This window comes from Lysinibacillus sp., from assembly GCF_032093475.1.
Classification (GTDB): domain Bacteria; phylum Bacillota; class Bacilli; order Bacillales_A; family Planococcaceae; genus Lysinibacillus; species Lysinibacillus irui.
Genome location: NZ_DAMDAY010000060.1, coordinates 9919 through 11003 on the forward strand (window position 1 = coordinate 9919; position 1085 = coordinate 11003).

General features: G+C 30.7%; 1 protein-coding gene. It reads right to left on the reverse strand.

The window, feature by feature from the left end:
* Positions 1-238: 238 nt before the first annotated feature.
* A complete protein-coding gene (locus tag RT445_RS13410) occupies positions 239-865 on the reverse strand; it encodes a hypothetical protein (RefSeq protein WP_274793634.1) in 627 nt (208 codons plus the stop codon).
* Between the last annotated feature and the right edge of the window lie 220 nt (positions 866-1085).

The following is a 1085-nucleotide window of genomic DNA, read 5'->3' on the forward strand; positions in this document are numbered from 1 at the left end:
TTATCTGTAATTACAATGAAAACAATACCAAGTAATAAAGCCAAATATAACAACTTTCCCCCTCCTCTTCTTTAGAAATAAACAACGTTATTTACCCTACCTAAATTATACAGTATATACAAAAAATATACGAATAGAAAAATAATCGTTGATTAAACTTAGCGGCACCGTTAGTTCACCAATAAAACTACCGAAATCTAGGGTTACTTTTTCTACCAGCCGAAAACATGTATGTAGATCAATTACTTCTTTGTATCTGTTTACTTTTCTTGAATCCGATCATACTTCCTAAAAACGCGAAAATAGCAGCTCCTACGATAACTACCATTAATTCGTTTGTATTGAAATGAAAAAACGAGGTCAATGAATTAGTAAATGATCTTATAAAAAGTACTATTGCGTAGGACGTAAAGAAACCGATAGTTGCTCCACATGTAAAGCCACTGATATGCAGCCAGTTGTTATATTTCTTCAATAAGAAGTGTGATAAAAAGACAAGTAGGATCGGCAATAACAGGATAGAAAGATCAATTGCATCGCGAATGAAGATATTTGGTATATAATCTTCGTTAGATTTGTAATTATAGGAGCTATATAAACTGTTGATTACTTGTATAACCTTGATTAACCAAAAGCCGATAATTGTCCCAAAAAGTATTGGTTTAATCGTTATTTTTTTAATTAACAAATAACAGATGATAAACGAACAAATGACAATAATAGGTGAAAAATAGATGATATAAAGCCCAAAATACGCATCATCATTTCCGCTTACATTTTGATAAATTACTGCTAAAGGAAAAGATGCGAGTAATGTGGTGATAGCCGTAACTAAATAAGCTGTTACATATAAAAATAATTTCAATTTGGTTGCTCCTTTTTAAATCCATTGAATACTTTACCTATCAAATCTTAACAATGAATTTCGCTATTTTATATATGTAAATTCTTCCATCATTAATAAAATTGCTCCTTTAGCTCCATAAAAAAACTCCCTCTGCAATGCTCTTTAATTAACCCCTAATAATTTACCAGGTTCTAACTCTTCAAAAGACTGATAAATGGGTTTCGGAATAGGGATTGAA